Origin of the sequence: Bradyrhizobium sp. B117, from assembly GCF_038969555.1 — a bacterium.
Classification (GTDB): domain Bacteria; phylum Pseudomonadota; class Alphaproteobacteria; order Rhizobiales; family Xanthobacteraceae; genus Bradyrhizobium.
The window spans coordinates 5,667,391-5,679,512 of sequence record NZ_CP152414.1; the positions used below are offsets into that span (position 1 = coordinate 5,667,391).

At 62.2% G+C, this 12,122-nt stretch carries 9 protein-coding genes and 1 pseudogene; 4 read left to right on the top strand and 6 right to left on the bottom strand.

Annotated elements, in window-relative coordinates; all coding sequences use genetic code 11:
- Positions 1 to 423: 423 nt before the first annotated feature.
- From ada to AAFG16_RS27860, 4 genes and pseudogenes are all read right to left on the bottom strand, one after another.
- Positions 424 to 1,475: pseudogene (ada, locus tag AAFG16_RS27845) on the bottom strand (bifunctional DNA-binding transcriptional regulator/O6-methylguanine-DNA methyltransferase Ada).
- A gap of 158 nt (positions 1,476 to 1,633) precedes the next feature.
- Complete coding sequence (locus tag AAFG16_RS27850) at positions 1,634 to 2,086, bottom strand: ester cyclase (RefSeq protein ID WP_283079560.1); 453 nt, start codon at positions 2,084 to 2,086, stop codon at positions 1,634 to 1,636.
- 146 nt (positions 2,087 to 2,232) lie between these two features.
- Complete coding sequence (locus AAFG16_RS27855) at positions 2,233 to 3,417, bottom strand: FAD-dependent oxidoreductase (protein WP_342730414.1); 1,185 nt, start codon at positions 3,415 to 3,417, stop codon at positions 2,233 to 2,235.
- Positions 3,418 to 3,462: 45 nt separating this feature from the next.
- Positions 3,463 to 4,662, bottom strand: coding sequence for an ABC transporter substrate-binding protein (locus tag AAFG16_RS27860; protein WP_342730416.1), 1,200 nt, complete (start codon positions 4,660 to 4,662; stop codon positions 3,463 to 3,465).
- A gap of 126 nt (positions 4,663 to 4,788) precedes the next feature.
- Here AAFG16_RS27860 and AAFG16_RS27865 point away from each other — a divergent pair, with 126 nt between their 5' ends.
- Positions 4,789 to 5,250 (top strand): winged helix-turn-helix domain-containing protein, encoded by a 462-nt coding sequence (locus AAFG16_RS27865; RefSeq protein ID WP_342730418.1) that lies wholly within the window; start codon positions 4,789 to 4,791, stop codon positions 5,248 to 5,250.
- Positions 5,169 to 6,371 (top strand): tetratricopeptide repeat protein, encoded by a 1,203-nt coding sequence (locus tag AAFG16_RS27870; protein WP_342730420.1) that lies wholly within the window; start codon positions 5,169 to 5,171, stop codon positions 6,369 to 6,371. The genes AAFG16_RS27865 and AAFG16_RS27870 overlap by 82 nt, the downstream gene beginning before the upstream one ends.
- Positions 6,372 to 7,348: 977 nt before the next feature.
- Here the strand turns inward: AAFG16_RS27870 and AAFG16_RS27875 are convergent.
- Positions 7,349 to 8,392, bottom strand: coding sequence for an HlyD family efflux transporter periplasmic adaptor subunit (locus tag AAFG16_RS27875; protein WP_283079565.1), 1,044 nt, complete (start codon positions 8,390 to 8,392; stop codon positions 7,349 to 7,351).
- A gap of 12 nt (positions 8,393 to 8,404) precedes the next feature.
- Positions 8,405 to 9,655, bottom strand: a complete 1,251-nt coding sequence (locus tag AAFG16_RS27880; protein WP_342730423.1) for a glycosyltransferase — start codon at positions 9,653 to 9,655, stop codon at positions 8,405 to 8,407.
- Positions 9,656 to 9,704: 49 nt separating this feature from the next.
- Here AAFG16_RS27880 and AAFG16_RS27885 point away from each other — a divergent pair, with 49 nt between their 5' ends.
- Positions 9,705 to 9,833: a hypothetical protein gene (locus tag AAFG16_RS27885; protein WP_342730425.1), complete on the top strand. Its 129-nt coding sequence runs from the start codon at positions 9,705 to 9,707 to the stop codon at positions 9,831 to 9,833.
- Positions 9,834 to 10,212: 379 nt separating this feature from the next.
- On the top strand, positions 10,213 to 11,964 hold the full coding sequence (gene sulP, locus AAFG16_RS27890; RefSeq protein ID WP_342730427.1) for a sulfate permease: 1,752 nt from the start codon (positions 10,213 to 10,215) through the stop codon (positions 11,962 to 11,964).
- The last annotated feature ends 158 nt before the right edge of the window (positions 11,965 to 12,122 follow it).

Here is a 12,122-nt window from a genome sequence, read left to right on the forward strand (position 1 = left end):
GTTTCCGCAAGTGCACGGTCCCGGATGACCTGATCTGCACCCCGAACTCGCCCTCACCTCGCGCGGGTAGCGAGGTGCTGCTGAAGCAAGACCACAACCGCCGACATTCTCTCCAACTCCCCGCATCCCGGATTGGGGCCCGACTGGAGCATCCCATCAGGCCGCACGACCAACTCGGAATGTGGTGACACGGCAGATCGCTCGAGCAGCTCGCGCAGCTTCGGATCCAGGCCATCGCCCCGCGCGGCCGCAATCGCATTGAAATCTCTCAGCGACATCGGTCCTCGACTCCTTTGCTGGATGTCATGAGGTTCATGGTGTCGCTCCTTATCTGTCCTCATGATCGACGCTACGCGCACGCGCTCCTGCTCAAACTCCGATGCTTGCTTTCAAATTGAGAAAAGCTCTGGCCGCGCGGCAGGTTCAGCTGGCGCGCGAGGCTTCCCTGTCGAGCAGGGCCTGCTTGCGCTCCACGCCCCAGGCATATCCAGAGGTCGACCCGTCGTTGCGGATCACGCGGTGGCACGGAATGGCAACCGCGATCTTGTTGGCTGCACAGGCGCCGGCAACGGCCCGCACAGCGTTGGACGCCCCGATCCGCCGTGCGAGCTCCGCATAACAGAGCGTGCCACCTGCAGGAATCTCCCGAAGCGCCTGCCAAACTCGCTGCTGGAACGCGGTGCCCCGGATGTCGAGCGGCAGATCGAGACCGATCTCCGGCGCTTCCACGAGGCCGACCACGCGCGCGACCATCGCCTCATAGTCCCGGTCGGCGCCGATCAGGCGCGCCTTGGGGAAGCGATCTTGGAGATCGCGGACCAGCTCCTCCGCGTCATGACCAAGAAGAATCGCAACGACGCCCTTCCTGCTCGACGCGACCAGGATAGGCCCGAGAGAACTCTGGCCGACCGCGAACCTGATCTCCTCGTTCGCCCCTCCGGCGCGATATTGCGACGGCGTCATGCCGAGTATCCCCGTCGACTTTTCGTAGAACCTCCCGCTCGAATTGAAGCCGGCGTCGTACATCGCCTCGGTGACGGAATTGCACGACACCAGACCGTCACGAACCTTCCGGGCGCGGAATTCAGCGGCGTAGGTCTTCGGGGTCAGTCCGGTGGCGGCCTTGAAGATTCGATGAAAATAACCAGAGCTCAAGCCGGCTGCCGCCGCATGCGGCAAACCCTGGCGACCAGCGCGGCATTCCCGGCTTCGACCGAAGGCCCGTCCGGATTGCAACGCCTGCACGGCCGAAATCCGGTCGCCTTGGCATCCGCCAGGCTGTCGTGAAGCTGGACATTCTCAGGGTTCGCCGCGCGCGAGGGGCAGGACGGCCGGCAATAGACCCCCGTCGTCGAAACCGAATACCAGAAATGACCATCTGCGGCCTTGTCTCGCGCAAGGACGCGGGCCCATCGCGGATCATCCGCGACCAGTACGGGCGACTGCTTTCGGAACTGAACGGACGCTGCGGTCATCGGCTTTAGTTTCCACGATACCGGAGACGTCGCCACCCGATTTCCGACGATGTGAAAGACATCATATGCGCCCGGCGCGTAAGAGCAGACGAGGCCCGCACAACGTGCGAGCCTCGTTCAACGACATCGGATATGCCGATGGTGCGGAAGCGTTGCGATCAGGCCGCCGCCTTGAGCAACCCAAGCTGGGTCAGTGCGGTGACGCCGTCATCGAGACCGATTTCCTCGACGATCTTGCCGTCGATGACCTTGAGCACCGTGGTACCCGTGAAGCGCATCTTGCGGCCCGTCGCAGCCGGAAGGCCACCGACGAGGAAATCGTTGAAGGCCGGGCCGGTGTGGGTACCACCGCCCTCCCATTGACCGACGACATAGTCGCCCTCGGCGATCAGCTCCGCGGTGCCCCAGAAGTTGAGATCGGGGAACGCGGCGCGGAAGTCGGTCATGAACGCCTTGATGTCGGCGCGGCCACGCCTCGGCTCATGCAGCGAATATTTGAGCAGCATGTCGGGAGCCGCGATCTCGTCGATGACGCCGAGATTGACCGACTCGCCCCAGAACTCGGTGAACCAACGGCCGACGACGGCCTTGTTATCATCTAGCTTGCTCATCGAAAAGCACCCTTCATTTGCAGGACTCATGGATCGACTGGCGATCGCCGCAATGTCTAGGCCTCGCCTCCGTGCATCGAACTCCGGTTCTTGTCCTGAAATTGGAGAAATGCTCGATCAAGCCCGCAGCATCAGCTTGAACGAGGTCACGAGGCGCAGGCTGCGCTTGCGGTTCCCCGAATGACGGCCAAAGCAGCCTTCTCCGCGTCGTAAGGAAAGATCCACTCCGCGGCCGACATCCAACCGCGCATCCTCTGCGCCTGCTCCGCGGGATCGCCGCCGGCGGATCGGTAGAATCGGCCGGCAAGGCGTGAGGCTGCCTGCACGCGGCTGGTCCGCTCCAGCCTCAGATCCTGGTAAGCTTTCAGTCGCGCCGGGATCTCGCCGCGTCCGGCGTGCTCCAGCAGGACGGCGAGTGCGAAGCCGTCCTCGATGGCTTGTCCCGCGCCTTGGCCGAAATGCGGCACCATCGGATGGGCGGCGTCACCGAGCAGCGTGACATGCCCGCGCGACCAATACGGCAATTGCGGCCGATCGTAGATGCCCCAGCGGAAGGTGTGATCGAGCGCCGTGATCAGGTCCTGGACCGGCGCATCCCAGCCCTCGTACTCACCCGCGAGCGCCCTGACATCGCCCGGCGCAAACCAGGTCTCCTCCATGTCACGCATGCTCGGGACGAACGCGACGATGTTGATCAATCGCCCTTGCGACACCGGAAAGCAGATGAAGCTGCGACCATCCCCCATCCACATGTTGAGGCCTCGCAGCTCCAGGCCCGACGCGAGTTTTTCCGCTGGCACCAGGCCGCGATACGCCACGACGCCTTCGCTGGTCGGGCGCGCCACGAGGCCGATCTGCCGCTGGACCACAGAATGGATGCCGTCAGCACCGATCACCACGTCCGCATCGCAGACCACGCCATTGGCAAAGGTCAATCGCGCTCCGCGCTGCGTGTCAGCGACGGCGATACAGCGATGTCCGAACCGGACGGGTCCTTTCACCGCACCGAGCAGCATTTCGAGCAGCTCGACGCGGTGAATCTGACAGCTCAGCGCCATGGGCGCACCCGGCCTTGACACGGGCTGTCCCTGCGACATTCGCAGCGTCAGCCCGTGGCTCCTCGTGGTGATCTGCTCGATCGCCTCGCAAAGCGAGGTACGCTTGAGCAAGGTCAGCGCGTTCGGAGGGATGGAGAGCCCTGCCCCGGCCTCACGCGGCGACTCTGCTCCCTCGAAGACGGTGACGTTCAGGCCCCGCGCGCTCAGCGCGAGCGCCGCAGACAATCCGCCGATCCCCGCGCCGACAATCGCGACATTCAGCCGGCCGGTCATGGCCGGATCCCGTCGAACAGTGTCATTTCAGGATTCGATCTGTGGTCAGTTGCCGACGAAATCATCCAGCAGCACCCATCGGGTGCCGTTGAAACGCGCCATCCTGGCCTTTGTCCAGCCGATCCGGCTCGACGGGGTGACGTTGATGGTCAGGCCGGGCAGAAATGTCGGCAGCTGGAGCCCTTGGACGCTAGTGGCCTGCCTGATGAGATTTTCCCGCGACAGGTCGTCGCCGCACCTTTTCAGGACCTCGACGATCATTTGAGCGGTCGCATACGGGAAGATCGACTCCTCGATATCGTCGTTCGGTGCCCACTGCTTCATGAAGGCCCGAAACTCCCGCATGCCGGCATCGTCATCCCACATGGGATCCTCTGACGTCTTCAGCCAGAACGCGCTGACCGCCCCCGTCGATGCTGTAAGTCCGGCCGGACGCAGGACGGCCGAAATGCTGCTGACGCCAGACAGCAGCACATGCTGGACCTTCCAGTTGAGCTCATGCGCCTTGCGGATCGCTTGCGCGGCGAAGCGTGCATTGGAGGCATGGAATAAGGTATCGGCGCCGGACGCCTTGAGGACCACCACTTGTGAATCGACCGTGGGCTCCATGATGTCGTAGGCCGCCTCTGCCACCACCATGGTCGAGGCTCTCGATCCCAGGGCAGCCTTGAAGCCAGCCAAATTGCCTTTCCCGAGATCGTCGTTCTGATAGATCACGGCGACCTTCGCGTCAGGCTTGGTCTTCAGCAAATAGTCGGCATAGATCCTGGTCTCGACCGGCTGTGGCATCATGAACGTGGTCGTCCACGGCAGGTTCTCGGGATCGTCGAGCTTCGGAGTGCTGGCGAGCACCAATATCTGCGGAACCTGCTTGCTGTTGAGATATTTCGTCACGGCGAGATTGGTCGGCGTGCCGATCGATCCAACGATCGCGAGCACATTGTCGTCCTCGACGAGCTTTCGCGTCTGCTGCACCGTCTTGGTCGGCGAAAAGGCGTCGTCGAGCGAAACGAGCGTCACCTTGCGGCCGTTGATGCCGCCAGCCGCGTTCATCATGTTGAGATACGCGGCTTCGATCCGGCCGAATCGGCTCAGCGACGAGAGCGGGCCGCTGTAGGGAGCGGTCTGCCCGATCCTGATCTCGGTGTCGCTGACGCCGGGGCCGTACTTCTTGTCGGCCGCCGTGACGGGGGAAAGGCCGACGATCGAGAAGCTTAACGCAGCAAGGATCAGAGGCCGGATCATGGGGTACCTCATACTGACGGCCGTAGGGCGTTTTGCCACCCCGAGCTGCAACATAATGCTGTACAATCATCCGAGCGTCCCGAAACTCCGCCGAAATTTTCCGAAAGCAAGTTCCACGAGGCGTTCTTGTTGAGCTCGTCGCAGCCCCCGATCCTCGTCGGCGACCGGATGGTGGATCTGGCCCGTGAAACCTTGCGCGACGGACGCGGCGACATCGTCCCCTTGCGGCCACGCGCCTGGGCGGTGCTGCGGCTGCTTGCGACACGGCCTGGGCAACTGATCAGCAAGGACGAAATCATGGACGAGGTCTGGTCGGACTGCGAGGTCACGGAGGATTCTCTCGTCCAGGCGATCGGCGACGTCAGGCGCGCTTTGGGAGACGCCGGCCGCTCGGCTCTGAAGACGATGCCTCGCCGCGGCTACATGCTGGTCGTCGATGAAAAGCCGATCACGTGTCCGGCGACACACCGCGGCCATCCGATACCGCAGAGCCGCCGGCGGCTTCGATGCCGCATTTGTCGATCGTCGTTCTGCCTTTCGCCAACATCGGCGGCGATCCCGCGCAGGACTATTTCGTCGATGGTGTGACCGAAAGCCTGACGACGGACTTGTCGCGCATCGCCGGCTCGTTCGTGATCGGCCGCAACACCGCGTTCACCTTCAAGGGAAAGGCCGTCGACGCCAGGCAAATCGGCCGCGATCTCAACGTGCGCTACGTGCTGGAAGGCTCGGTGCAGCGCGGCGGCAACCGCTTTCGGCTGAATGCGCAGCTGACCGACACCGAGACCGGAAGCCACGTCTGGGCCGACCGCTTCGACAAGCCCGCGGCCGAACTGCTGGACATGCAGGACGAGATCGTGTCGCGCCTCGCCAACACCCTGAATGCAGAGCTCATCGCCGCCGAAGCGCGACGCGCGGAAAGATCGCCCCGTCCGGACGCGATGGATCTGTATTTCCAGGGCCGAGCGCTCCAGAACAGAGGCGTCACTCGCGCACTCCTGACGGAGGCCAGGGATTTCTTCGCGCGATCCCTGGCGCTCGATCCCGGCAACATCGAAGCAGCGGTCGCTGCGGCCCAGGTCGAGGTGTCCGTGGGATCGGCGTTCATGGCCGACGACGTCAACACTCATTTTCAAGCCGCGGAGACGGCCTTGAACGGCGTGTTGCTCCATGCCCCCGATCACCCCAGAGCCCACATGCTGCTCGGCGCCGTGCAGATTCAGACGAACCGTATCGAGAACGGCATCGCCCAATGCCGCAGGTCTCTGGCGCTCGACCGGAATCTGGCCGATGCCCACGGGTTCATCGGCCTCGGCAAATATCAATCCGCCCGTTGCGAGGAAGTCGAGGGTCACATTCAGGAGGCGCTTCGGCTGTCCCCACGCGATACGCGTGCCTTTCTGTGGTACATGTTTGTCGGGCTGGCCAAGCTGGGTATCAAGCAAGACCATGAAGCCATCGGCTGGTTTCGCCGCAGCCTCGAACTCAACCGCAATCACGCGCTCTCGCACTTCCACTTTGCGACCGCCCTGGCGCTGGTGGGCGAATTGAACGAGGCGCGATCGATCGCCGAAGCGGGACTTGCCCTCGATCCCGGCTTCACGATCCGCCGCTACCGCATCAACGCCAAGGGTGACAATCCGGTCTATCTCGCCCGGCGCCAACGCTACTTCGAGGGCTTGCGCCTCGCCGGCGTGCCGGAGGGATGACTCGAAGCGCGCGACAGGATCGGCGGCGTCGTGTGCGCGCGAGGTCGGGCCAAGCGATGACTACCGGCCTTGTTTCGAAGGGCCAGTCTGGCTGCCAGAACCAGTCGTCTGCTCACTCCCCGGTTGGCCCGGGGGATGCGCAGAGGCGCCCGGCTTGTCTTGGTCGGCAACGTATCCGGACGCGCCTGAATTGCGTGTCTTGGCCCCTTTATCTGCCTCGCGCTGCATCTCCTCATTGGGCTCGCTCGTCTTGAGCCCTTTGTCTACGTCAGTGCGCATCTCGTCTTTGGTCTGCTCGCTAGGCGCGGCCTTTTGCTGTTGCGCCGTTGCTTGGAAGGCAACCGCGCTTGCGGCAACTACAATCATCGCGAGAGTTACGGTTCGCATGCTTCTTCTCCAGTGCGGTGCCCCATCCCGCTAAACGCGCCACTTTTCCCAACGTTCGTGGTCCCGATCGCTATTTTCGAAGGAGCTGGCGATCAGACAGGAATGGGCTCCTGACATGCCTGACCTAACGATTAAACGTCATCTTTTGGGCCCAAGACCGACGGATGCACGACTTCAACGTCGCCTCGTGACAGCACAGCTGACACGACGAGACTACCTCCTCTACTGGTCCGCTCGGGCTCGAAGGCGGCCTCCGCGACCGGCCGAAGCTCTCGTCAATCGTTCCTTCCCGCAGATACCTGTCGAGCGACTGACGACACCACCATCTCCCTCCGACACTGCGGGCAGCGCGCGCTCACCCCCACAATCTCGCAAGTGGCGTCACTTGAGGCGATGTTCCGGCGGCATTTGGGGCAAGAATATCCATTGGGTTGCAGCCCGAAGTCGTACTCCGGTCCGACATAGGCGCAGATCATGTGATGCATCACTGGAAAAGTCTGCAAACCTTCGGCACCACACGCCGGACACACCGTTTGGCTGCTTTCGATCTGCATGCTTTGCCGCTTTGGTTGCTGGGCGGGGTTTTCCGTTCAGTAAAGTCCAAAGACACGGACCAGCGCGCTGGCCACCCAAGCAGCGAGCCTGCTGTAATGCATGTGTACATAGACGGTGGAGTTGAGCGGCGGCGCCGAAGTGCCTGGATCAAACCGGATGCGCGCAATCTGCGTCGCAGGCCGGTCTCTTAGTTGCATTTGCGTTCCGGCGTACACGGCCGAGACCGGGAGTATCTGCGCGATCTTCCCGGGGATGCGCCGGTTCCCGAACACGACAAAGACATCTTTGCCGACCTTCGGCTCGATCAGGCGCTCGTTCGGGATGTACCAGTCGACGAAGGTGTCGGCCGGATCGAGGATTTCGGCGATCGAAACGCCTGCCGTCAAGGACTGACCGACTTGCGCGATTCCGGTCGAAACGACGCCGGCGGTGGGGGCGAAGACTTTCCCTTGGCCGAAGTGGCGCTGTACCTCGTCCAGGCGGCCGCGCAGTTGCTGAATGAAATCATCCAGCGAAGCGAGTTGCACGGCCGATTCCGCCACTTCGGCCTCATGGGAGACCACTGCTTTGCCGGCAGAAGCGCGTTCTCGCAGAACTTCCATACGGAACGTTACCGTTGCGGAGGTCATGGCGTTCACTTGCTTCGCTGCCTCTTCGGTCACTTGCAAATATGCGCGCGCTGCGGTGAGCGATTCTTGCGCAATGCGAGCCTTGATCCGCAACTCCGCCGTGCGGCCGTTGATGTCCGCCAGCGCGCGCATATAGGTTGCGACAATGCTGTCTTGTTCCGGCGAAACCACCTCCGCAATCTCCTCGCCTGCCTTCACGACCGCGCCAGGCTCCATGTCGATTTTGGTGACCTGCACGGTATAAGGCAGTGACACGAGTTGGCGCGGCGAGGTGACGGTGCCGGGCCCACCGAGATAGACAACGGGCGCGCCAAAATAGATGACGAAGAATGCGAGGACCCCGAACACGATCGCAGCATAGACGAACCGTACCACTCGTCCCGCCGCGCGCCGGCGGCTTTCGACAGGATCGGGTACGCTGGGATCGAGGCGGTTGATTTTGATGTCCATTGCGCGGTGCCCTCAAACCGGGGCTTCCAGCAGGGCTCGACGAACACGCGGTGGCACGAAGTCGTCGTGGCGCGACGTGGCGAAGATGATCTCCGACGAGTAGGAGAAGAACCGGGCGCATTTCAGATACACACCCTGATAGAAGGGGAAGATTAGCGACGCACCAAGAGCAAAGAAGCCAATAGTTCGATTGAACATGACGAACGCAAGCGCCATGTTGAAAAAAGAGATCCAGAGCAGCAACACGTAGATCGCACCGAGAAATGAGGCCGCGCTCGAGCCGAACAGCAGAACGATGTAAGCCAGGTAGAACGGCAATGCTAGCGTCGGGACGAGGTCAAAGACGATGAAGTCCAGCCTCTGTAGCGTGTCCGGCAAGCGTTCGAACGGATGAAAGAAGCTCAATTCACCGTACATCATGAATCGGATTCTCAACGCATCGCGATCCCAGCGCGCGCGCTGGCGCAACAAGCCTATGCCGCTTGCCGGGCCGTCCGTTTCCGCCCAGGCGTCGGGAACGAAGCGAATGAGATAACCGAGGCGGCGCAGCCGCAAACTGTACTCCAAGTCCTCGCCGGGCCCGACATCGAGTCCGCCGTGCCGCAGGAACGCATCGCGACGATACATTGAGCAGGCGCCAGACAGGCACGCGATCGCGCCGGCGACGTCCAATATGGAACGGCCGGCGCTGATCGACATCAGGTACTCGACGCTTTGCAGTCCGGTCCAGAGCGAGTCGCGTTCGTTGCTGAGCGCGATATTGCCACTCGCGCCTGCAACGCATGGATCACGGAACACGGCCGCAAGCCGCGCTACGGCGGTAGGCTCGAAAACCGTATCCGCATCGACGGTCAGAATGAGATCGCCGCTGGCAAATCGGGCGCCGGCATTGATCGCCGGGCTGCGGCCGCAACGCGTGCCATGACAGATGAGCATATCCACCAGGCCGAGCGCGCGTGCCCGCTCCGCTACGGCACGAGTCTGATCGGTCGAGCCATCGTCCACGACGATAATTTCGACCGGCCGCAATGTCTGCCGGTGAAGTGATGCAATTGTTGGTTCGAGACCGGCCCCGCCGTTGAAGGTCGGAATGATGACGCTGACCGTGGTGCCCTCGGCAGGCAGCCCGGCGGTCGATCGACGCATGCCGAAGAATGCCAGCGACAACAGCGACAGCGTGAAACGGGGAATGTCGAATATCAGCACCGCCAGGAAGAGCTGCAACGGGTCGGTCCGGGCGACGAGTTGCAACATCTCGAACATGGAGCCTCCCATAAGCGGCTGACCAGACGCTTGGGCGAGAGGTAGCCCGATGGACTCACCGATGTTTGAGCTGGATCAATGCCCGGTCATGTCCGGCGCATGCATGTCATCGGCGGCTTGGCTCCTTGAAGCCGACCTTGTTGTTGATTCAATTCTTATCGTTTGGCTGAACCTGTGACCGACCTGGTGAGTGTCGCCGACGACCCTCTTGACCCTTGGCAATATCCGGCCGGTTCAAACCAGTTCCGCCAAGGTCGAACGACCTGTCCAATGCACAAGGTGCATTCACGAACCGCTCAGGGTCCTTACGCCCCTCGCATCAGCGAGACAGAGGCCGCAAGGCGCAGGCTGCGCTTGTCGGCGAGCGCGCGATCAATCACGCTGAAGAGGCCGGCCCGACTTCAAGAAGGCCGTGCGCAGTATTGATCTTGATCAATGGCCTGCCAGGCGATCGCTGAACTCGATGACTTTCCAACCCATGAAGTCCTGTTGCGGCGCAGCAGGTTTGCAGCGAACGTCACAGCGGATGCAACGTGGCCTGCCGGGAGGGAGCATTGATGAAGCACTGGCTGCCCGGACTCGAGACAATTCGCCGGTATCAGGCAGCCTGGCTTCCACACGACGTCTTCGCAGGTCTCGTCCTTGCAACAATGCTGGTCCCGGTCGGCATTGCCTATGCAACCGCATCGGGCCTGCCTGGCATCTATGGCCTTTACGCAACCATCGTGCCGCTGCTCGCCTACGCGTTGTTCGGCCCAAGCCGCATTCTCGTCCTCGGACCGGACTCGGCACTGGCAGCAATCCTCCTGGGCGTCATTGCTCCGCTGGCTCAGGGCGATCCTATGCGCGCCGTGACGCTCGCCGGCATGATGGCGATCGTCTCGGGCACGGCTTGCATCCTGGCAGGCATCGCGCGTCTCGGCTTCGTCACCGAGCTTCTCTCCAAGCCGATCCGCTACGGGTACATGAACGGAATTGCGTTGACGGTATTGATCAGCCAACTGCCGAAGCTGCTCGGCTTTTCCATCGACAGCCAAGGACCGTTGCGGAGCCTGTGGGCGATCGCCAGCGCGATCCTTGCCGGAGAGATAAACTGGGTCGCGTTCGCGATCGGGTTCGCCACGTTGATCGTGATCCTGCTTCTCAAGAACAGCAAGCTGCCGGGCATCCTGATTGCGGTGGTCGGGGCCACGATCATCGTTGGAGCGCTGGATCTCGGAACGCTGCATGGCGTCAAGGTGCTGGGCCCTCTTCCTCAGGGGCTGCCGGCCTTCGTCATCCCGTGGATCACCACCAGCGACATCGTTTCAGTGGTGGTCGGTGGCTGCGCAATAGCGATGGTCTCGTTTGCCGATACCAGCGTGCTTTCACGTGCTTACGCTGCGCGATTGGGAGACCGGGTCGATTCCAACCAGGAAATGGTCGGGCTTGGTGCCGCCAATCTGGCGGCCGGATTTTTCCAGGGGTTTCCGATCAGCAGCAGCAGTTCGCGGACCCCTGTCGCCGAAGCCGCCGGCGCCCGTACGCAACTCACCAGCGTCGTAGGCGCACTTGCCATCGCCTTGCTGCTTTTGCTCGCGCCAAATCTCCTCCAGCATTTGCCGACCGCCGCATTGGCCGCCGTCGTCATTGCGGCGGCGCTTAGCCTTTTTGAGATTGCCGACCTCAGGCGGATCTATCGCATCCAACGCTGGGAATTCTGGCTGGCGGTCGTCTGCTTTGTCGGTGTCGCCGTGTTCGGAGTGATCCAGGGAATTGGTCTTGCGATCGTCCTCGCGATTATCGAATTCCTGTGGGATGGTTGGCGCCCTCATTCCGCAATATTGGGGCGCGCCCAGGGCGTGAAGGGTTATCACGACATCACGCGATATCCGGATGCACGGCGGATCCCGGGGCTCGTGCTGTTTCGCTGGGATGCGCCGTTGTTTTTCGCCAACGCCGAGTTCTTCAGGGAACGCATCCTGCATGCCGTGGCGACCTCACCGACGCCGGTGCGCTGGCTGGTTGTCGCCGCAGAACCGGTGACCAGCGTCGATGTAACCGCCTGCGACGTGGTGGCTGAACTGGACCAGACGCTACACGCGGATGGTATCGAGCTCTGCTTCGCCGAACTGAAGGATCCCGTGAAGGACAAACTGAAGAGATTTGGCTTGTTCGCACAATTGGGAGAGCATTACTTCTTCCCAACCATCGGCGTCGCCGTCTCCCGCTATCTCGAGATCAACAACGTGGAGTGGGAGGACTGGGAAGACCATGCTGTGCAAGCCTCGGAGCCAGTCGCGAGCCGAAATGCCAAATCCGGCTCTTAGCCGAGATTTGAGCCCTTTCGTGCGGCGATGTGCAGACGAATGGGTTTCGATGTCGTCCTCCAAAAACAAGGCGGACGCGACGAGTCCATCCGTACACCCCCTACGCCCGTCGCATCAGCTTGAGCGAGGGGAAGCCCGACGAGGCCCGGATTCGCCCG

What these genes read in the sequence shown, in the direction of transcription:
- AAFG16_RS27850 (WP_283079560.1), bottom strand. Translation starts at nt 2,086, where the DNA reads ATGAGCAAGCTAGATGATAACAAGGCCGTCGTCGGCCGTTGGTTCACC.
- AAFG16_RS27855 (WP_342730414.1), bottom strand. Translation starts at nt 3,417, where the DNA reads ATGACCGGCCGGCTGAATGTCGCGATTGTCGGCGCGGGGATCGGCGGA.
- AAFG16_RS27860 (WP_342730416.1), bottom strand. Translation starts at nt 4,662, where the DNA reads ATGATCCGGCCTCTGATCCTTGCTGCGTTAAGCTTCTCGATCGTCGGC.
- AAFG16_RS27870 (WP_342730420.1), top strand. Translation starts at nt 5,169, where the DNA reads ATGCCGCATTTGTCGATCGTCGTTCTGCCTTTCGCCAACATCGGCGGC.
- AAFG16_RS27875 (WP_283079565.1), bottom strand. Translation starts at nt 8,392, where the DNA reads ATGGACATCAAAATCAACCGCCTCGATCCCAGCGTACCCGATCCTGTC.
- AAFG16_RS27880 (WP_342730423.1), bottom strand. Translation starts at nt 9,655, where the DNA reads ATGTTCGAGATGTTGCAACTCGTCGCCCGGACCGACCCGTTGCAGCTC.
- AAFG16_RS27885 (WP_342730425.1), top strand. Translation starts at nt 9,705, where the DNA reads ATGGACTCACCGATGTTTGAGCTGGATCAATGCCCGGTCATGTCCGGC.
- sulP (WP_342730427.1), top strand. Translation starts at nt 10,213, where the DNA reads ATGAAGCACTGGCTGCCCGGACTCGAGACAATTCGCCGGTATCAGGCA.